Annotated in this window: 12 protein-coding genes and 1 pseudogene; 6 read left to right on the top strand and 7 right to left on the bottom strand. The window is 74.7% G+C overall.

The annotated features are described in order from the left end of the window. Positions 1 to 18 precede the first annotated feature (18 nt). From ACZ5WK_RS36435 to ACZ5WK_RS36460, 6 genes are all read right to left on the bottom strand, one after another. A complete protein-coding gene (locus tag ACZ5WK_RS36435) occupies positions 19 to 1,206 on the bottom strand; it encodes an acyl-CoA dehydrogenase family protein (protein WP_465554221.1) in 1,188 nt (395 codons plus the stop codon). A 38-nt stretch (positions 1,207 to 1,244) separates the two neighbouring features. Further along, positions 1,245 to 3,176 carry an acetyl/propionyl/methylcrotonyl-CoA carboxylase subunit alpha gene (locus ACZ5WK_RS36440; protein WP_465554223.1) on the bottom strand — a complete coding sequence of 644 codons (1,932 nt, stop codon included), beginning with the start codon at positions 3,174 to 3,176 and terminating at the stop codon, positions 1,245 to 1,247. A 10-nt stretch (positions 3,177 to 3,186) separates the two neighbouring features. Continuing rightward, positions 3,187 to 4,785, bottom strand: a complete 1,599-nt coding sequence (locus ACZ5WK_RS36445) for an acyl-CoA carboxylase subunit beta (RefSeq protein WP_465554225.1) — start codon at positions 4,783 to 4,785, stop codon at positions 3,187 to 3,189. After that, positions 4,782 to 6,491, bottom strand: a complete 1,710-nt coding sequence (locus ACZ5WK_RS36450; RefSeq protein WP_465554227.1) for an acyclic terpene utilization AtuA family protein — start codon at positions 6,489 to 6,491, stop codon at positions 4,782 to 4,784. Before ACZ5WK_RS36450 ends, ACZ5WK_RS36445 begins: the two co-directional genes overlap by 4 nt. Before the next feature lie 1,460 nt (positions 6,492 to 7,951). Beyond that, entirely contained in the window at positions 7,952 to 8,458 is a 507-nt protein-coding gene (locus tag ACZ5WK_RS36455) for a GNAT family N-acetyltransferase (RefSeq protein ID WP_465554229.1), read from the bottom strand. 129 nt (positions 8,459 to 8,587) lie between these two features. Next, on the bottom strand, positions 8,588 to 10,207 hold the full coding sequence (locus ACZ5WK_RS36460; protein ID WP_465554232.1) for an MFS transporter: 1,620 nt from the start codon (positions 10,205 to 10,207) through the stop codon (positions 8,588 to 8,590). Positions 10,208 to 10,851: 644 nt separating this feature from the next. On the opposite strand from ACZ5WK_RS36460, the gene ACZ5WK_RS36465 reads away from it, so the two are divergent. From ACZ5WK_RS36465 to ACZ5WK_RS36490, 6 genes are all read left to right on the top strand, one after another. Beyond that, positions 10,852 to 12,147: a diacylglycerol/lipid kinase family protein gene (locus ACZ5WK_RS36465; protein ID WP_465554234.1), complete on the top strand. Its 1,296-nt coding sequence runs from the start codon at positions 10,852 to 10,854 to the stop codon at positions 12,145 to 12,147. Between the two features lie 266 nt (positions 12,148 to 12,413). Continuing rightward, positions 12,414 to 12,665 (top strand): amphi-Trp domain-containing protein, encoded by a 252-nt coding sequence (locus ACZ5WK_RS36470; RefSeq protein WP_465554235.1) that lies wholly within the window; start codon positions 12,414 to 12,416, stop codon positions 12,663 to 12,665. A gap of 315 nt (positions 12,666 to 12,980) precedes the next feature. Next, entirely contained in the window at positions 12,981 to 14,384 is a 1,404-nt protein-coding gene (locus ACZ5WK_RS36475; RefSeq protein WP_465554237.1) for a hypothetical protein, read from the top strand. Between the two features lie 112 nt (positions 14,385 to 14,496). Next, on the top strand, positions 14,497 to 15,735 hold the full coding sequence (locus tag ACZ5WK_RS36480) for an AAA family ATPase (protein WP_465554239.1): 1,239 nt from the start codon (positions 14,497 to 14,499) through the stop codon (positions 15,733 to 15,735). Continuing rightward, on the top strand, positions 15,732 to 17,054 hold the full coding sequence (locus tag ACZ5WK_RS36485; protein WP_465554242.1) for a vWA domain-containing protein: 1,323 nt from the start codon (positions 15,732 to 15,734) through the stop codon (positions 17,052 to 17,054). Before ACZ5WK_RS36480 ends, ACZ5WK_RS36485 begins: the two co-directional genes overlap by 4 nt. Before the next feature lie 171 nt (positions 17,055 to 17,225). After that, positions 17,226 to 18,407: a TIGR03617 family F420-dependent LLM class oxidoreductase gene (locus ACZ5WK_RS36490; RefSeq protein ID WP_465554244.1), complete on the top strand. Its 1,182-nt coding sequence runs from the start codon at positions 17,226 to 17,228 to the stop codon at positions 18,405 to 18,407. A 27-nt stretch (positions 18,408 to 18,434) separates the two neighbouring features. Here ACZ5WK_RS36490 and ACZ5WK_RS36495 read toward each other — a convergent pair. Beyond that, positions 18,435 to 18,962: pseudogene (locus ACZ5WK_RS36495) on the bottom strand (DUF885 domain-containing protein); the annotation flags it as partial. Between the last annotated feature and the right edge of the window lie 92 nt (positions 18,963 to 19,054).

Raw genomic sequence — 19,054 nt, forward strand, 5'->3', positions numbered from 1 at the left:
CCCGCGTCCGGCCGGCGGTCAGTAGGACTTGGGGAGGCCGAGGGTGTGCTGGGCCACGTAGTTGAGCACCATCTCCCGGCTGACCGGCGCCACCCGGCCGACCCGGGTGGCGGCGAGCAGGGTGGCCAGCCCGTACTCCTGGGTGAGCCCGTTGCCGCCGAGGGTCTGCACGGCCTGGTCGACGGTGCGGGCGGCGGCCTCGCCGGCCGCGTACTTGGCCATGTTGGCGGCCTCGCCGGCGGCGAGGTCGTCGCCCGCGTCGTAGAGCAGGCCTGCCTTCTGGGTCATCAGCCGGGCCAGTTCGATCTCCACCGCGCACTGGGCGAGCGGGTGGGCGAGGCCCTGGTGGGCACCGATCGGGGCCGACCAGACGGTGCGCTCCTTGGCATAGCCGACGGCCTTGCCGAGGGCCTGGCGGGCGAGCCCGAGCGAGAAGGCGGCGGTCATGATCCGCTCGGGGTTGAGGCCCGCGAAGAGCTGGAGCAGCCCGGCGTTCTCGTCGCCGACCAGCGCCTCGGCGGGCAGCCGGACGTCGTCCAGGAAGACCTGGAACTGCTTCTCCGGGGCGACCAGCTCCATCGGGATCGGCCGGTACTCGAAGCCTGGGGTCTCGCGCGGGACGATGAAGAGAGCCGGCTTGAGCTTGCCGGTGCGCGCGTCGTCGGTGCGGGCGACGAACAGCACGGCGTCACAGTGGTCGATGCCGGAGACGAACACCTTGCGGCCGGTGAGCAGCCAGTCGTCGCCGTCGCGGCGGGCGACGGTGGTGATGCGGTGGGAGTTGGAGCCGGCGTCGGGTTCGGTGATGCCGAAGGCCATCCTCCGGGTGCCGTCGGCCAGCCCGGGCAGCCACTGCCGCTTCTGCTCCTCGGTGCCGTAGCGGGCGATGACCGTGCCGCAGATCGCCGGCGAGACGATCAGCAGCAGCAACGGGCAGCCGGCGGTGCCGAGTTCCTCCAGGACGATGGCGAGGTCGGTGATGCCACCGCCCCCGCCGCCGTACTCGGCGGGCAGGTTGACGCCGAGGTAGCCGGCCTTGCCGGCGTCGGCCCAGAGTTCGTCGGCGGCCTCGCCGGCACGGGCCTTTCCGAGGTAGTACGCGGAGCCGTACCGGTGGCCGAGGCCGGCCACCGCGCTGCGCAGCGCCTGGCGTTCGGGGGTCTCGATCAGCGGGCTTCCGGGGGTGGTGGTGCGCGGTGCGGACATGCGGGGGTCCTTTCCGGGCGGGGGGTTCGGAGCGGCTCTCAGGGCTTGGGCTGCACGACGGCGAGCAGGGTGCCGAGTTCGACCTGCTGGCCCGGGGTGGCGCGGAGTTCGGCGAGGACTCCGTCGGCCGGGGCGGTGACGCGGTGCTCCATCTTCATCGCCTCCAGCCAGAGCAGCGGCTGGCCGGCGGTGACGGTGTCGCCGACCGACGCGGCCGTGCGGACGACGGTGCCGGGCATCGGGGCGAGCAGGGCGCCCGGGTCGGTGTGGGCGGCGGGGTCGGGGAATCGGTCCAGGACGGTGAGCACGGTGGAGCCGCCGGGGGTGTCGACGTACACGCGGTCGCCGTGGCGGGCCACGTCGAAGGTCCGGCGGACCGGCCCGGTGCGCAGGGTGACCTGCTCCGCCGAGGAGGACACCAGGGCCGCGTCGGGGTGGCCGTCGGCCTGCAGGCCGTCACGGGTGAGCCGGTAGCGGACCTCGAACTCGGCTCCGCCGGCGGCCCGGTAGCGTTTGACCTGCGGCTGGGAAGGCAGATTGCGCCACCCGGACGGCAGCGGGGTGCGACGGGCCGCCGCGTCGGCGAGGGCCGCGGCGAGGGCGGCGAGGGCCGTGTGTTCGCCGTCCGGGGCGGTGAGTTCGGCCGCGTGCTCGGCCAGGAATGCGGTGTGCATGCGTCCGGCCAGGAAGTCCGGGTGCCGCAGCGACCGGACCAGCAACTCCCGGTTGGTGGCGGGCCCGTGGACGCGGGCCCGGGCGAGCGCGTCGGCCAGCTGCCGGGCGGCGGCCGACCGGGTCGGCGCCCAGGCGATCACCTTCGCCAGCATCGCGTCGTAGTGCGCGGTGATCTCTCCGCCGTTGGCGACGCCGGAGTCGAGCCGCAGGCCCGTCCGCCCCCGGCCGCCGAACTCGCTGTGCGGCGAGGTGAGTTCGAGGCGGTGGAGGGTGCCCGTCGCGGGCCGCCAGTCGTTGCCCGGGTCCTCGGCGTAGAGCCGGGCCTCGATCGCGCAGCCGACCGGCTCCGGTGCCCGCCCGGTCAACTTCTCGCCTTCGGCGACGGCGAGTTGGAGGGCGACCAGGTCGAGTCCGGTGACGGCCTCGGTCACCGGGTGCTCGACCTGGAGGCGGGTGTTCATCTCCAGGAACCAGAACCGGCCGTCCTCCGCCAGCAGGAACTCCGCCGTCCCCGCGCCGGCGTACCCGATCGCCTTCGCGGCCGTGACCGCGGCGGCGTGCAGCTCCTCGCGCAGCCGCGCGGAGAGGCCGGGCGCCGGCGCCTCCTCGATGACTTTCTGGTGCCGCCGTTGCAGCGAGCAGTCCCGGTCGCCGACCGCCCAGACGGTGCCGTGGGCGTCGGCGAGCAGCTGGACCTCGACGTGCCGGCCGGTGGGCAGGAAACGTTCGCAGAACACCTCGTCGGAGCCGAAGTTCTTCGCCGCCTCGGCGCGGGCGGCGGCGAGCTGTCCGGCCAGCTCGTCCAGCCGGCGGACCACCCGCATGCCGCGCCCGCCGCCGCCGGCGGCCGCCTTGACCAGCAACGGCAGGTCGGCGGCGACGGGGTCGGTGACGGCGTCCAGCACGGGGACGCCGGCGGCGGCCATCAGACGTTTGGCGGCGGTCTTGGAGCCCATCGCGGCGATGGCAGCCGGGGGCGGGCCGACCCAGGTGAGGCCGGCGTCCCGGACGGCCCGGGCGAACTCGGCGCTCTCGGAGAGGAAGCCGTAGCCCGGGTGCACGGCGTCCGCCCCGGCGGCCAGCGCGGCCCGGACGATCAGGTCGCCGCGCAGGTAGGTGTCGGCGGGCGCCGCGCCGGGCAGGCGGACCGCGGCGTCGGCCTCCCGCACGTGCGGGGCGTCGGCGTCCGGGTCGGAGTGGACGGCGGTGGTGGCGATGCCCAGGCTCCGGCAGGTGCGGAAGACCCGGCGGGCGATCTCGCCGCGGTTGGCGACCAGCAGGTTGGTGATCAGCATGGGGAACCCCTCACATCCGGAAGACGCCGTAGCCGCGCGCGCCCTCGACCGGCGCGTTGTGGATCGCGGAGAGGCAGAGGCCGAGCACCGTCCGGGTGTCGCGCGGGTCGATCACCCCGTCGTCGTAGAGCCGGCCGGAGAGGAAGACCGGCAGCGACTCCGCCTCGATCTGCTGCTCGACCATCGCCCTGATCGCGGCGTCCGCGTCCTCGTCGTAGGGCTGTCCCTTGGCCGCGGCGGACTGCCGGGCCACGATCGAGAGCACGCCGGCCAGTTGCTGCGGGCCCATCACCGCCGACTTGGCGCTCGGCCAGGCGAACAGGAACCGCGGCTCGTACGCCCGCCCGCACATGCCGTAGTGGCCGGCCCCGTAGGAGGCGCCCATCAGGACGGAGATGTGCGGCACCCGGGAGTTGGCGACGGCGTTGATCATCATCGCGCCGTGCTTGATGATGCCGCCCTGCTCGTAGTCCTTGCCGACCATGTAGCCGGTGGTGTTGTGCAGGAACAGCAGCGGGGTGCCCCGCTGGTTGGCCAGCTGGATGAACTGGGCGGCCTTCTGGGACTCCTGGCTGAACAGCACGCCCTGCGCGTTGGCGAGGATGCCGACCGGGTACCCGTGCAGGCTCGCCCAGCCGGTGGCGAGGCTGGAGCCGTAGAGCGGCTTGAACTCGTCGAAGTCCGAGCCGTCGACGATCCGGGCGATCACCTCGCGCGGGTCGAACGGCACCTTGAGGTCGCCGGGGACGATGCCGAGCAGCTCCTCCTCGTCGTACTTCGGCGGCGCGGCGGCCGCGTCCGGACCGGGGCCCGGCTTGCGGTGGTTGAGCCGGGCGACGATCCGGCGGGCCAGGCGCAGCGCGTCCGGCTCGTCCACGGCGAAGTGGTCGGCCAGGCCGGAGGTGCGGGCGTGCATCCCGGCGCCGCCGAGCGACTCGTCGTCGGACTCCTCACCGGTGGCCATCTTCACCAGCGGCGGCCCGCCCAGGAAGACCTTGGCCCGCTCCTTCACCATCACGGTGTGGTCGGACATCCCCGGCACGTACGCGCCGCCGGCCGTGGAGTTGCCGAACACGACCGCCACGGTGGGGATCCCCGCCGCGGAGAGCCGGGTGAGGTCGCGGAAGAGGGCGCCGCCGGGGATGAAGATCTCCTTCTGGCTGGGCAGGTCGGCGCCACCGGACTCGACCAGGTTGACCAGCGGAAGGCGGTTGGTGAGGGCGATCTCGTTGGCGCGCAGGGCCTTGCGCAGCGTCCACGGGTTGCTGGCGCCGCCGCGGACGGTGGGGTCGTTGGCGGTGATCACGCACTCGACGCCCTCGATCACGCCGATTCCGGTGACCAGCGCCGCACCGACCGGGTAGTCACTGCCCCAGGCGGCGAGCGGGGAGAGTTCGAGGAACGGCGAGTCCTGGTCGATCAGCAGCTCGATCCGCTCGCGCGGCAGCAGCTTGCCGCGGCCGCGGTGCCGTTCGACGTACTTGGGGCCGCCGCCGGCCAGTGCCTTGGCGTGTTCCCCGGCGAGGTTCTCCAGCTTCGCGAGCATCGCGGCCCGGTGCTCGGCGTGGTCGGCGCCGGCCGGGTCGAGGCGGGTGGGCAGGACGGTCACAGCAGCGCCTCCGGGATGTCGAGGTGGCGGGAGCGCAGCCACTCCCCCAGTGCCTTGGCCTGTGGGTCGAACCGGTGCTGGGCGGCGACGCCCTCGCCGAGCAGGCCGGTGAGGGTGAAGTTGACGGCGCGGAGGTTGGGGAGCAGATGCCGGGCGATGGGCAACCCGGCTGCTTCGGGGAGGAGTTGCCGGAGACGCTCGGTGGTGAGGGTGTGCGCGAGCCAGCGCCAGCCGGCGTCGTCGCGGGCCCAGACGCCGAGGTTGGCGTCCCCGCCCTTGTCACCGCTGCGGGCGCCGGCCACCAGGCCGAGCGGGGCACGGCGGGTCCGGCCTGCGGGGAGCGGGTCGGGGAGGTCCGGCTCGGGCGGCTCGCCGTCCGGGCCCTTGCCCGCCGGCACCGGCGGGACGGCGATCCGGCGGCCGTCGGGCAGCACGGCGGTGTGCCCGATCGCCGCGGCGTCGATGTGGGCGGCGGTGAACACCCCGTACGGCGCGCCCGGCCCGGGCGGGGCGGTGAGGTGGAATCCCGGGTAGCCGGCCAGGCCCAACTCGACCGCGGCCCTGCCGAGTTCGCGGCCGACCTTGGCCGGGTCACGGTCCCGGGCGGTGAGCCGCAGCAGCGCCGAGGCGGTCTCCTCGGTGGCGGCGTCGGGGTGGTCGGTCCGGGCGAGCGTCCAGCGCAGCTCGGCGGGGCGGTCCTGCGGCGGCAGGGCTTCCTCCAACTGCCGCCGCACCAGGGCTGCCTTGGCCTCGATGTCGAGCCCGGTGAGGACGAAGACCACCTCGTTGCGGTGGCCGCCGAGCCGGTTCAGCCCGACCTTGAGGGTCGGCGGCGGCGCCTCCCCGCGCACCCCGTCGATCCGGACCCGGTCGGGCCCCTCCTGGGTGAGCCGGACGGTGTCCAGGCGGGCGGTCACGTCCGGGCCCAGGTAGCGCGCCCCACCGGTCTCGTAAAGGAGTTGGGCCGTGACGGTGCCCGCGGTGACGGCCCCTCCGGTGCCCGGGTGCTTGGTGATGACGCTGGAGCCGTCGGCGTGCAGCTCGGCGACCGGGAAGCCCGGCCGGGTGACGTCGTGCTCGCCGAAGAACGCGTAGTTGCCGCCGGTCGCCTGCGCACCGCACTCCAGGACGTGCCCGGCCACGACGGCTCCGGCCAACGCGTCCAACTCGTGGGAACTCCAGCCGAAATGGGCGATCGCCGGGCCCGCGACCAGCGCCGCGTCGGTCACCCGGCCGGTGACCACGATGTCCGCCCCGCCCCCGAGGCACTCGGCGATCCCGAATGCGCCCAGGTAGGCGTTGGCTGCCAACAGCCCATCGGGAAGGCCGAGTTCGGCCCTGCGCGGCAGCAGGTCGTCGCCCTCGACGTGCGCGACGGCGGGCGCCAGACCCTGCCGCTTCGCCAACGCCCCGATCGCCTCGGCGAGTCGGGCCGGGTTGAGCCCGCCCGCGTTGACGACGATCCGCACCCCGCGCTCCAGCGCCAGACCGAGGCACTCCTCCATCTGCCGGAGGAAGGTCTTCGCATAGCCGAGGGCGGGATCCCGGAGCCGGTCCCTGGCCAGGATCAGCATGGTGAGCTCGGCCAGGTAGTCCCCGGTCAGCACATCCAGCGGCCCGCCCGTCAGCATCTCCCGGACCGCCGAGAAACGGTCCCCGTAGAAGCCCGACGCATTCCCGACCCGCAACACCGCACGCGACCCCACAGGCACGCCTCCCCTACCGGTGGCCACAACCTTGCCGTCGCGCAGCAGCGTGGCACCGGGGCGAAGAAAAAGCAATCATGCCTGCTTGTTTTTGCGCGATTGACCACCCCGCTCTCGTCGGCGCTGACGACGGGCTTAGGGCGCGACCGGGTGGTCTGCACGCAGAAAGTGCCTTCCGCTCGGACCGACAGAACCCCTCGACAAAGTTCATCGTCCTGGCCCGGAAAGCACGTTCGCACTTCCCTATGCTTCCGGCCTCATCGAGGCCTGCAAGGGCGAGGCCCCGTGCGCCCGGCAAGACCCCGGCCGACGGGCCCGATCGCCCATCGGTGACCGAGTCCCCCGGTCGGGACCACAGCGATCGCCGGTCGGCCAACCGGGCCGCCCGGCGCAGGACGGCTTCTGTAGGGGCGTGTTCCCGGGCGAGACTCGGTCGTTCGGGCCGTTGTCGGCAATACGCGCAGCCAGGATCACCGCAGACGCCTTCACGCCACTGGTCGCACAGCACGCACAGCGCTGCGTCATACCGTTCGCAGTAATCCTGCCTGGTGCCGCACCGCAGGCATGATCCGGACTCCGGCCGGACGGCGGAGGGGCGCCTACGAGGCATCCCCCAGTCCGAGGTTCAGCATCTCCGCAACCACCACGGCTGGGACGGATCGCCGTAGGAGTCCACGATCGTGCGGGAACAGTAGAGCTCGTCAAGAGGATGCACCCGTCGCCGGAGCTCCCCCGACGCGCCTGGCGGAAGCCCGCGCAGAGCCTGCTCCAGCAGCTCTCGTGGGTGAGCCTCAGAGGGGCAGCACGCCTCGACTCCGCAGCCGCGGGGCTGCACGTCTGTCAGCCTGCGGGCCGGCCCGTGAACGGTTGCGGCCCACCGCGTCATCGCGTCGGCGGCGGCCCCCGGCCACAGATGTGAGTCCTCGAACCTGGCGATCTCGCTCTGTGTGCGCGCCGAGACCCCGGAAACGGTCGCCCTGCCCTGCTCCGGGCGGAGCCTGCGCGACAGCTTGGCGCGCACCTGCCCTGGCGGTCTACGCGCCATGGGCCTTTCGTCGGTTCGTCATGGCCGACATCCTCCCAGAGGGAGGCCGCATCGATCAATGCGGCCCCGTCCGTCCGGCCTGTCCTCGCTCCGACGGTCAGACCCCCGGCCTTTCGTGATCCCCCGTCGAGAGGGGGCAAGCCACTCATCGCCGCGGCCCGAAGACCATCCGTGGACTCCCGCCGTCCGTGAAGCGGTGTGGCAGCACCGGGAGCCGGGCGCTTGTGCGCCGAGCCGGGCACCGGGCGCGCGAAGCACGGCCCGAACTCCCTGTTCGCGGCAGCCGAGTCCGGATCCGTGCTGCACAGCACCGCCGAGCCCGATGTGTTCGTCGCGGAGACCGACACCGTCTTCGACGGGGACGACGGCCGGGCGGCGGCCCGGTGCGCATGCGCCTCCACGGCCGGTGGCGGCGTCAGCGCAGCAGCAGGGCCATCTCCAGCAGTCGGCTGCTCGGGTCCAGCTCGTAGGGCTCGCCGAGGCCGGTGAGCTCGAAGCCGCGGCGGCGGTAGAAGGCCGTCGCCCTGGGGTTCTGCTCGTGCACCCGCAGCATGAGGCGCTCCGCCCCGGCCTCGGTCCGGGCCCAGGCGAGGACGGCGTCCAACAGGGCGTCCGTCACGCCGAGTCGGCGGCCCCGGTACGCCGGGTCGGTCCAGACGCCCACCAGCAGCGCCGCCTGGGGCTCGGGGGTGAAGGAGATCATCGTGCCGACCCACCGGCCGTCCGGGGCCACCGCCGCGAACCCCACGCTCCCGTCCGCGCTGACCCGGGCCACCCGTGAACGCCACTCCTCCTCGCCGTGGCCGAGCGCCGTCTCGTGCGTCTCCATGAACGCCATCGGCGCGTCCAGCAACTGTGCGAGCCGCACCTCGCGCATCCGCTCCCAGTCCCCGGGGCCGATGCGCTCCACGCGGTAGTCCATGTGCGCCTTCCCTCCGTTGTACGTGCTCACGTGATCACCGAGACCGCAGCAGCATAGGGCGGTGCGGCCGGCCCCCGGCCGCCCGGGGCCGCCACCGTGACCTCCGACGGGTCTCGGCCGAGCGTGCCGTCAGGAACGGTTCGTCGAGCGGGGCTGGACCGACGGAATCCGCTGGGTGAAGAACAGCGCGACGAGCCCGATGAGGGCCAGCACGGCCAGCGCGGCGCGAAGGCCGTCGAGCCTCGCGGCGGCGTTCGCGTCGAGCGCGGCCCGGCTCACCTCCGGGCTCACGCCCGCGGTGTCGAGGGCGGACTGCAGCTGGGCGTCCGACAGGAAGGGGACACCGCTCTCCAGCTCCACGACCGCCTGGGCACCGACCTCGGCCGGCACAGCCGGGTTCTGTTCGACGGCGGTCAGGAAGGAGGACGTGAGCGCGGCGATCAGGATCGATCCGGCCAGCGCGGTGCCGATGGAGGAGCCGAGGTTCATCACGGCGTTCTGGACACCGCCGACCTCCGCACTCCGTTCGTCCGGTACGGCGGACACGGTGACCGCTCCCAGCTGGGACGCCAGCGCTCCCATCCCGAGCCCGATGAGCAGCAGCGGGATGGTGACGATCTCCGCTCCCGCGTCCGCGTCGAGCGCGGCCAGCAGCACCACCGCGCCGACGAGCAGCGAGAGGACACCGAGCCGGACCACCCGCCGCGGCGAGACGTCCGGAAGAAAGCGCGGGATCAGGATCGCCGCGGCCAGCAGTGTCAGCGACAGCGGCAGGATGCGCGCGCCGGTCTGGAGCGCGGAGAGACCGAGGGCGACCGACAGGTAGAGCGGCACGACGAAGAACACGCCCATCTGGACGAGGTACTGGAAGAAGAACATCGTCAGACCGCCGGTGAGCTGCCGGTTCCGCAGCATCGCCGGGTCCACCAACGGTTCCCTGCCCCGCTCGACGAGGTGGGCCTCCCAGCGCAGGAAGAGCCAGATCAGGAGCAGACCGGAGAGCATCAGCCAGACGACCAGGGAGATCCCCAGCCAGGCCGGGGCGTCGGGCTTCGGCCGGAACCAGCCCCACTCGTCCGAACGGAGCACGCCGTAGACGAAGAGCCCCAGCCCGAGGGCGGAGAGCACCGCGCCGACGAGGTCGATGCGCGGCTGCTCGCCGTGCGGCGCGTCCGCGATGCGGCGGGCGAGGACCAGGATCCCGAGGACGATCGCGACCTCGCCGGCGAAGACCCAGCGCCAGGAGAAGTACGTCGTGGCCACACCGCCGATGAGCGGCCCGACCGCGATCGCCACCGCTCCTGCCGCCGTGACGAGTCCGTAGGCGGCGGGCCGCCGTTCCACGGCGAAGTTGCCGGCGACCAGCGCCACGATCGCAGGCATGATGAGCGCCGCCCCGACCCCTTCGAGGAACGACCAGCCGAGCAGGAGCACGGGCAGGCTCGGGGCGAGTGCGGTCGTCAGGGATCCGCATCCGTAGACGACACAGCCGATCAGGAACGCCCGCTTGTGGCCGATGAGCGCGCCGACCTTGCCCCCGGGGATCATGAGCATCGCCATCACGAGCGTGTAGGCCGTGATGGCCCCCTGGATCCCGGTCACGGTCGTGTCGACGTCCTCGGCGACGGTCGCGATGGAGACGTTCATCACCGAGCTGTCGAGGGTCATCAGAAACTGACCGGCCGCGAGCGTGAGCAAGACGAGTCCTGCTCTGGCCGTCGGCCCGGGAGTGCCTGTGCTGGGTGCCATAGCCGCCATGGTCCCGGCGGCCCCGGCAGCCCCGGCCGACGGATCTCCGACCCGCCACGGATGTCAGCCGGTTGGCGGCGCTCGGCGGGCCGGCTCCCCCGCGGCCGCCGGGCGGGTGGCGGCGCGCGGGCGCCGGTGCGCAGGCGCCGCAGGCCCGGTGACAGGGCGCGGGGTGCATACGGGGCGGTTTGTTCTTAAGGTCGGTATGCGGGGTTGCGGGAGCACACCCCGCATACCGAACCCCAACGATGCGGTCCGGACACCCATCCCGTGTCCCCCGTCCCCCCGAGCCCCGGCGCCCCACCCCGGCCGGACGGACGGCGGACGCGGCCCACCCCGGCGCGAGACGCGCCGCCGTTTCCGTCGGTGCCGCCGTCGGCGCTGTGGTGTCGTCGGCGCGGACTCCGCAGCGCCCGCGGCCTCCCGCCACAGCCCCCGTGACGGGCCTGACCAGACGAATCGAGTCGCCCCATGTTCTCACCCACACCCGCGACGGGCGTCGACGCCGGCCGTTCCCCCGGCGTGGCGGGCGGCCCGGACGACGGCTCCGCGACCGCATGAGCGGCCCGCCCGGGGCTCCGCACCAACCGGGTCGGTCCGGCCCGGGCACACCCCCGGGCGTCCGCCTCCGGGCCCGGCTCGCGGTGGCCTGCGCCCTGGGCGCGGTGGCGGCGCTGGTGGCCGCGAGCGGGCCCGGCGGCCTGTTCATCCTGGTCGTCGGCGTGGTCGGCTCGGCGCTCACGGCGGCCGGCGCCTGGTGGGTGGTGTCCCATCACGGGGTGGTGCGGACCGCCGGGGCGGTACTCGTGGTCGCCTCGCCCATGGCCGTCGTGGTGCTCTACGCCCGGGCGGACCTGTGGCCCGCCGCGCTGGTCGCGGTGGCGCTGGCGGGGGTGGCCGTGCTGTGCGCACGGTCGGCGATGCGCCGGCTGCGACGGCCCGACGGTATGCGTGGGGTCGCGGCAGAGCTCCCCCGGCATCCGGTCCTGATCATGAACCCGAAGTCCGGCGGCGGCAAGGTCGGCCGTTTCGGGCTGGTCGAGAAGGCCGAGGCGCTCGGCGCCCGGGTCGTGCTGCTGGACACCTCGGTCCCGACGGACGTCGCCGCGCTGGCCCGCCACGCCGTGGCCGAGGGTGCGGACCTGCTCGGGGTGGCGGGCGGCGACGGCACCCAGGCCGCGGTGGCCGAGGTGGCGGCCGCGAACGACCTGCCGTTCCTGGTGATCTCGGCGGGCACCCGGAACCACTTCGCCATGGATCTCGGCCTGGACCGGGAGGACCCGGCGCGCTGCCTCGACGCGCTCACCGACGGCGAGGAACTACGGGTCGACCTCGGCGTGGTGGGCGGCCGCGCCTTCGTCAACACGGCCTCGTTCGGGGTCTACGCGCAGATCGTCCAGCACCCCGAGTACCGCGACGACAAGGCGGGTTCGGCACTGGGCGCGCTGCCCGACCTCCTGCTCGGGTACTCCGGCCACCGCCTCGACGCCCGCGCGGACGACACACGGCTGGAGGCCCAGCAGGCGCTGCTGGTCAGCAACAACCCCTACGCCGGCTCCGAAGCCGTCGCCTCGGGCGGCCGCCGGCCCCGGCTGGACCTCGGAGTACTGGGCGTGGTCGGGATCCGGGTGGCCAACGCGGCCCAGGCGGCCGAGCTCGCGCTCCGCGGCGCCAGGGCGACGGGCCTCCAGGTACTGGCCTGCCGTCACATCACCGTCGGATCGGACACGGACCGCATCCCGGTGGCCGTGGACGGCGAGGCCCTCGTCCTGCCCGCGCCCGTCAGCTGCGAGATCCGTCCGCAGGCCCTGCGCGTCCTGGTGCCGAGGCACCGGCCCGGCACCCCGGCGGCCGGTCCTCCCACGGACTGGCGTGCGATCGTCGCCCTGGCCTTCACCCGGCCGCGGCCCGGACCTGCGGCGGGCGACCGAGCCGGCTGACCGCGGTTGCGCGGGCAGGGGGCAGGGGGCAGGGGCAGCGGACGGCGGGCAGCGGACGGGACCCGGGCCGCCGTGGAAGGGGACGAACGGCCACCCCACCACCCGGCGGCCCGACGTGCAGGGACCGCCGGGGACACACAGGCTTGAAGGACCTGGGGCCCCACGCGGGTCGAGGGCCAGGCGGCCACCACCACCCGTGGCCGTCGAAACCCGGGGCGGGGCGCCGCCGCCGTGCCCCTGCTGATCCCACCGGATTGGAGAGATCCGTGAAGGACCTCAAGTTCGAGCAAAAAGGTTCGCTGTCCCGCCTTGAAGCCGCCGATCTGCTCGCCTCACTCGCGGCCGCGCTGCGGCACGAGGGCAACGCCGAGCTGGAACTCGGTCCCGGAAGGATGACCCTGCGGATCCCCGACGAACTCCGCAGCGAGGTCGAGGTCGAGGTCGGCGACGACGAGATCGAGCTGGAGATCGAACTCAAGTGGTCGACCGCGCCGAACGGGGCGAACCCGTCGCAGTGACCGTGCGACGGGGCCTGCCACCGGAAGCGAGGGGCGGCTGACCCGAACGACGACGGCTTGCCCCAACGGCACGACGGCTGCCCCGAGCACACGGGGCCCGCCGTCGCCGGGTCGCCGGGTAGTGGTGGGCGCCGGGGCTGGCCGCCCCGCGCCGGCCGGGAGGGGAGTGCGCCCGTCAGGGAGTGGCCGAGACCTCGATCGAAACCCCTCGCTCGAAAACCCCTGGCCGGGCGAGGCGAGGAACGTTAGGCTCCCCGCCATGACGACCTGTTCTGCTCGCAGATTGGGGGTCCCGTCCGCGCAAGGTGAGTGCTGATGCTCACTCGAAGCGCCGAAGGGAACCCCCGGCTTTCGTTCTGGCTGCGCGTGCGTGAGTACGCCGTGCCGCCCTCCATGATCGAGAAGGCCACCGACCGGCGTCGTGCCGGGGACTGGGCCGGGGCATGCGCCGCCGCCGGCGTCGACGCCGATCTCGACCTACGATCCGTGGCGCGCACCCACGGACATCACCTCATGGCCCAAGTCCGCGCCGACCTACGCTACTTGGCCCCTGACCTGTTGCGCTGGCACCTGCCGAGGATCGCTCCCGACGGGCTGTTGCGCCCCGGGCTGACCGTCTCCCTGGCCCGGTACGAGACCGGGGAGCGGGACGGCGCGGGCCCGATGCACCTGGTCGCACGGACTCCGCCCGCCTGGGCGGACGCCGGACAGCGGATCAGCCTCGCGCTGTGGGACGGCTCCTACGGCGGGGCCGGCGACCGCCGCCACCCGCACCCCCACCCCGACCGGCGGTTCCGGCTCGACCTGCACCGGCATCTGTGGGACGCACGCAGGGCCGGGGAGCTGCGGGTCCGCTCCGGGGCCGACCGGCCGCCCGCCGAGAACCCGCCCGCGAGCCCGACCGCGAGCCCGCCCGGGACCGGCCCGGGGACGCTGCCGCCGGGGCACCGCTGTGCCGTCGACCGGTGGGCGGCCGAGGCGGGGCTGCTGCTCCGCTCCGAGGGCCGGACCGCCGGAGACGTCACGGTACGGCTCGGGGGCCGCCACCGGCTGCTCCTGACCCTGGGCGCGGACGGGAACGGGCTCGACCTCTCGCCGGCGCCCACCGACCGCGGCACCGCCGCACTCCCCGTTCTGCCCGACGCGGCGACCTGGGCACTACCCGACCTGGAGCTGCTCCGCGCCGGGCTGATCGAGCCCGGCCGACTGCACCCGCTGGTCGGCCCGGCACTGGTGCCGGGGCACCTGCCGGCCGGCCCGCCCCGGAGCACGGACCCGCCGGGGCAACCGGGGCAGCCGCGCATCGTGGAGTGCCGGGGCGCCCGGCACCGGATCGGCCTGGTCGACGGGGTGCTGTCCCCGCTGGACCACGACCCGGCCGAGATCCGCCGGGAGGAGCTGCTGGTCGCCCTGACCGGCACCCCGCTCCCCTGCCTCCGGGCCATCGACGAGGCGCACCGCCGGCCGGACTGCCTCACCGGCGTCCGCGAACGCCTGGACCACGGCGACACCGCCGGTGCGCTGGCCGTCGTCGAGGGCCTTCTCGGCCCCGACGCACTGCTGTGCAGCGGCCCGTTGCAGGACGAGTTGGAGGCGGCCGCCCAACGGCGGATCGCCTACGGGCTGTTCCGGGCGGGCCTCGCCGACGGCCGGCCCCAGCCGCCTCGCCGACGGCCCCCCGGCCACCGCGCACGCCCCCGCCTCGCGGCCGACAACTGACTCCGGGGCCGGCACCGCCGACCCACGGCCGGCACCGCGCGACCACAGCTGACCCGGCACCCGCGCCCCGGACCCGAAACGTCCTCCCACACGAACCCACAGGTGATCGAACATGCCCACGCACACCCTCACGGCCCCTGCCACCCACCCCTCCCGGCTCGACGTGGCCGGCCGACTGCTGGCCCTGCTGCGCGAGACCACCACCGAGCCGCGCCCCGACACCCAGCTGGAGGCGCTGACCCTGGCCGTGGCCGCCGACCTGCCGGTACTGCTCTGGGGTGAGCCGGGCATCGGCAAGACCGCGGCCCTCACGCAGCTCGCCGACGCCCTCGACCTTCCGCTGACCACGGTGATCGCCAGCGTGCACGAGCCGTCCGACTTCTCGGGGCTGCCCGTCGTCGGGGACGACCCCGCGGAGCAGGGCGTCCCGATGGCCCCGCCGGACTGGGCGGTCCGGCTGGTCCGGGCCGGCCGGGGGCTGCTGTTCCTGGACGAGCTGTCCACGGCGCCGCCGGCCGTTCAGGCGGCCCTCCTCCGCCTGGTGCTGGAACGCCGGATCGGCGCGCTCCGGCTGCCGCCCGAGGTCCGGATCGTGGCCGCCGCCAACCCGCGTTCCTCGGCGGCCGACGGCTGGGAGCTGAGCCCGCCGCTGGCCAACCGGTTCGTCCATCTCCAGTGGACCCACGACCACGAGGTCGTGGTCCGCGGCCTCGGCGGTACCTGGCCCCGGGCCACCCTGCCCCGGCTCGCCCCCGAGCGCCTGCCGGAGGCCGTGGCGTTCGCCCGCCGTGCGGTGTGCGGGCTCCTGGCCGCCCGCCCCGCCCTCGTGCACCGGCTGCCCAGCAGCGAGACCCGCCGGGGTGGCCCGTGGCCGTCGCCGCGCAGCTGGGAGATGGCACTGTGCCTGACCGCCTTCGCGACCGCGGCCGGCTCCTCCCGGGAGGTCCTCTCCGAGTTGGTCCGGGGCACCGTGGGGGACGGTCCGGGGCTGGAGCTGCTGGCGAGCCTGGACCGGATGGACCTGCCCGACCCCGAGCTGCTTCTCGCCGACCCGGCGGGGGCCACCCTGCCCGAGCGGGGGGATCTGCGCCAGGCCGTGCTCGACGGTGTGGTGGCGGCGGTCCGGGCGCGCCCGGAGAAGTCCCGCTGGGACGCGGCCTGGGCGCTCCTGGTCCGGGCGCTGGAGACCGGGGCCCCGGACCTGGTGGTCGTCCCGGCGACCACGCTCGCCTCGCTGCGCCAGGAGGACTGGGACGTTCCGGCGGCGATCGAGCGGCTCGCCGGCGCGGTGACGCTGTCCCGGCGCGCGGACCAGGCGGCGGCCCTGGTCGCCGCGAAGGCCGGCCGATGAGCCGGGACGCACGCGCGGCCCTGAACACCCCGGAGGCCCCGGACACCCCGGAGGCCCCGGACGCCGCACGCCCCCCGGACACCCCGGACGCCCCGGCGGGGCTCGACCTCGACAAGCTGTTCGCCGCCCGGCTGCACGCCTCCCGGGCCAGGCCCTACCTGGCGACGGCGCTGTTCGCCCTGCACACCGTGGAGTCGCGGCTGGTGCCGACGATGGCCGTGGACCGGCACTGGCGGTGCTACGTCTCACCGGCGTTCGTCGCCCGGACGCCGCTGGAGGAGCTGGCCGGCGTCTGGGTGCACGAGGTGTCGCACCTGCTCCGTGACCACCACGGGCGCAGCGACCGGGTCGCGCGGGAGCGCGGGCTGACCGGCCCGGGGGAACGGCTGCGGATGAACATCGCCGCGGACTGCGAGATCAACGACGACGTGTTCGGCGACGGGCTGGCCCTGCCCGAGGGGGCCGTCCAGCCGGGCTCGCTGGGGCTCACCGAGGGGGAACTGATGGAGGACTACCTCCGCCAGTTCCGGCTGGGGCCGTACACGGAAGGCCTGGCCTGGCTGGACTGCGGCAGCGGCGCCGACGGGCTGGACCGGGTGTGGGACCAGGGACCGGACGGCGCGCACGGCCTCAGCGTGCAGGAGCGGGATGCCGTCCGGTTCCGGGTCGCGCAGGGCATCACCGGTCGCCCGGGGAGCGCGTCGGAGGGCTGGCAGCGGTGGGCGGAGGAGGCGTTCCACCCGCCGCAGCCGTGGCGGGAGCTGCTGGGGGCGGCGGTCCGCTCGGCGGCCTCCGGGCCCGGCGCGGGCGAGGACTACAGCTACGGCCGGCCGTCCCGGCGCTCGGCCGGGGTGCCCGGCGCCGTACTGCCGAGCCTGCGGCGCAGACCGCCCCGGGTCTCGGTGATCATCGACACCTCCGGTTCGGTCAGCGACACCGAACTGGGCAGCGCACTGCTGGAGGTCGCCGCGATCTCCCGTGCCGTGGGCGGCCGCCGCGACCTGGTCACCGTGCTGCCGTGCGACGCGTCGGCCCGGATCGTGCACCCGCTCTGCCGCGCCGAGGGGATCCCGCTGATCGGTGGCGGCGGCACGGATCTGCGCACCGGCTTCGCCAGGGCGCTGCGGTCCCGGCCCCGGCCGGACGTCGTCGTGGTCCTGACCGACGGCCAGACGCCCTGGCCGAGCAGCCGGCCCTCGTGCCGGACGGTGGTGGGCCTGTTCCCCCGGCCGCGGGCGGCCCGGTCGTGGAAGGAGCACGATCCCGACTACGTACCGGACGCGCCGCCCGCGTGGGCACGGGTGGTCGACATCGGGTAGCCGCCCCGGGCCCCGCCGCGGAGGCCCGCCGGTCGCCAAGGCCCCGCCGGTCGCCGATGCCCGGCAGCGGCCACCGGCGCACCACACGGGGCAGGCGAGCGGGGGGGCAGGCCGGCGTGCGGGCGTGGGAGGCTACGGGAGCACTGCCCGCCCCCGCCAGGAGAACCCCCCGTGAACCGCGCCCCGGACCACCTGCCGGACCAGCCGCTCGACCACCCGCCGGGCCACCGACCCGGCCACCTGCCGGACCAGCCGCTCGACCACCCGCCGGGCCACCGACCCGGCCACCCGGAGGACCGCCCCGGGGACCGCCCGCGCTCCGCTCTGCGCCTCGACGCGCAGGCGTCCGGGCATCCCGCGGGCATCCTCGACGCCGCCGCGCGGGCCGAGCGCCGGGGCATGGACCGGCTGGTGGTCGCCGAGACCGCGTACGACCCGTTCCTCCAACTGGCCCGCGCCGCCGACCGGACCAGCACGATCGAACTGGCCACCGGCATCGCCGTCGCCTTCGCCCGCACCCCGATGACCCTGGCCTACGAGGCCTGGGGCCTGCACGCGGCCTCCGGCGGGCGCGCCGTGATCGGCCTCGGCTCGCAGGTCAAGCCGCACATCGAGAAGCGCTTCGGGATGCCCTGGGACCGGCCGGCCGCGCGGATGCGCGAGTACGTCCACGCGGTACGGGCGATCTGGCACAGCTGGCAGACCGGCGAACGGCTGCGGTTCCGCGGCGACTTCTACACCCACACCGTGATGACCCCGGTCTTCTCCCCCGACCCCGTCCCCGCCGGCGCGCCCCGGATCCTGCTGGCCGGCGTGGGGCCGCTGATGACGCGCACCGCCGGGGCGGTGGCCGACGGCTTCCTCAGCCATCCGTTCACCTCGGTCGCCTACCTCACCGGGCAGGTGCTTCCCGGTCTGGCCGAGGCCCGCGCAGGCGCCGAGGCGGACGGCGCCGCCTGGACCGCCCGGCCCTTCGAGATCACCGGCAACGTCCTCACCGCCACCGGCCGGACCGAGGAGGAACTGCACGCCAACCGGGCCGCGGTACGCGAGCGGCTGGCCTTCTACGCCTCCACGCCCGCCTACCGCCCGGTGCTGGCGCAGCACGGGTGGGAGGACCTCCAGGAGCAGTTGCACCACCTGTCGGTACGGAGCCGGTGGCAGGAGATGGCCGCGCTGGTCGACGACGAGGTGCTGGACACCTTCGCCGTCACCGGCCCGGTCGAGGACGTCGCCCGGGAGATCCACCGCCGGTACGCCGGCCTGGTCACGCGCCTCTCGGTCAGCCTCCCGGACGACGCCGACCCGGAGCTCGGCCTGGACGTCCTCGCCGCCGTCCGCGCCCTGGGCTGACCTCACGGGCGGGGACGGCGCCGACGGCTACAGGACGGCGAGGCTCTCCGCCAGATCGTCGAGGCCGAGCGATCCCAGGGACAGCGCACCCGTGTGCCAGGCCTTGAGGTCGAAGGCGGCTCCGTGACGGCGGCGGGCCGCCTCGCGCCCCCGAAGCCAGGCCCGTTCGCCCAGTTTGTAGCCGATGGCCTGGCCGGGCCAGCCGAGGTAGCGGTCGATCTCGCCGGCCCGCCGGGCGGGCGAACTGCCGTGGTAAGCGGCCATGAACCCGGTCGCGAGGCCCGGCGTCCAGCGTTCGCCGGGGTGGAACCCGGAGCCGGCGGGCACCGGCAGCTCCAGGTGCATCCCGATGTCGACGATGACCCGGATGATCCGCAGCATCTGCTTGGCCAGGTAGCCGAGGCGGCGGGCCGGGTCGGTGAGGAAGCCCAGCTCGTCCATCAGGCGCTCGGCGTAGAGGGCCCAGCCCTCCTTGTTCGCGCTGACCGCCCCCACGGTGACCTGGTAGCGGCTGAGCCGGCCGACCTCGGCGACCCAGCGGGCGGTCTGCAGGTGACTCCTCCCCCGGATGAATCCGGGGGCTTCTCGCTAAGCCGGGTTGGCCTCGCGACGGACCAGCCCGGCCCGTAGGACGTTGATGGCTCCCA

The sequence above is a fragment of the Kitasatospora sp. NPDC032757 genome (genome assembly GCF_055579305.1).

Excerpts from the sequence above, each read along its gene's own strand:
- ACZ5WK_RS36435 (WP_465554221.1), bottom strand. The coding sequence starts at position 1,206 with ATGTCCGCACCGCGCACCACCACCCCCGGAAGCCCGCTGATCGAGACC.
- ACZ5WK_RS36440 (WP_465554223.1), bottom strand. The coding sequence starts at position 3,176 with ATGCTGATCACCAACCTGCTGGTCGCCAACCGCGGCGAGATCGCCCGC.
- ACZ5WK_RS36455 (WP_465554229.1), bottom strand. The coding sequence starts at position 8,458 with ATGGACTACCGCGTGGAGCGCATCGGCCCCGGGGACTGGGAGCGGATG.
- ACZ5WK_RS36460 (WP_465554232.1), bottom strand. The coding sequence starts at position 10,207 with ATGGCACCCAGCACAGGCACTCCCGGGCCGACGGCCAGAGCAGGACTC.
- ACZ5WK_RS36475 (WP_465554237.1), top strand. The coding sequence starts at position 12,981 with ATGCTCACTCGAAGCGCCGAAGGGAACCCCCGGCTTTCGTTCTGGCTG.
- ACZ5WK_RS36480 (WP_465554239.1), top strand. The coding sequence starts at position 14,497 with ATGCCCACGCACACCCTCACGGCCCCTGCCACCCACCCCTCCCGGCTC.
- ACZ5WK_RS36485 (WP_465554242.1), top strand. The coding sequence starts at position 15,732 with ATGAGCCGGGACGCACGCGCGGCCCTGAACACCCCGGAGGCCCCGGAC.